We start from the raw sequence: 796 nt of genomic DNA on the forward strand, positions 1-796 counted from the left end.
AAATTACTAAGTTTTTCGGGTGTTTTACAGTTTTTTATTTTAATTTTTGTTCACACCTTTTATTATGATCAGCTTCGGGTATAAATCTAAGTTGAAAGACGGAATTTCTAAACTAAATACAATAGGGCTACAGACATCACCATGACCTCTTTGAAGAAAGTAAAGCTGCCTCTTGAGCAGGTATATCGCTGGGAAAAAGCAAAAGCGGATGATATTTATCTAACTCAGCCAATGGGTAACGGCGTGGTTCAGGAATATACCTGGAACCGAGCAGTTGGCGAGGCCAGAAGGATGGCTAGCTATATTAAATCTTTAGATTTACCACCAAAAAGTCGAATCGGTATTCTTTCGAAGAACTGTGCGCATTGGATCATGAGTGATCTGGCGATCTGGATGGCGGGTCATATATGTGTACCTCTTTACCCTACGCTAAATGCTGAAACGGTTAAGTATATCCTTGAGCACAGTGAAACGCAGTTGTTATTTGTTGGTAAACTGGACGACTGGGAAATGATGAAACCTGGTGTGCCAGATGATTTACCTTGTGTTTCTTATCCTCTAAGTCCAAAAACAGATTACCCAAGCTGGGATAACCTGGTTGCTGAGCATGCTCCGATACAAGAAGATACTGTTCGGGATGCTGACGAGTTAGCGACGATTGTTTATACATCGGGTTCAACCGGCAAGCCAAAAGGCGTTATGTTGTCATTTGAGGCCTTAGGTATTGCAGCAAGCGGTGTTGCACAAGCTTTGGATATAAAGCCTACTGATAGAATGTTATCTTACTTGCCACTGG

At 41.6% G+C, this 796-nt stretch carries 1 protein-coding gene; it reads left to right on the forward strand.

Annotated elements, in window-relative coordinates; translation table 11 throughout:
* Nucleotides 1–141: 141 nt before the first annotated feature.
* On the forward strand, nt 142–796 hold a 655-nt coding region (locus tag A3766_RS08135; RefSeq protein WP_156508782.1), incomplete at its 3' end, for an AMP-binding protein.

The organism is Oleiphilus sp. HI0132 (assembly GCF_001635845.1).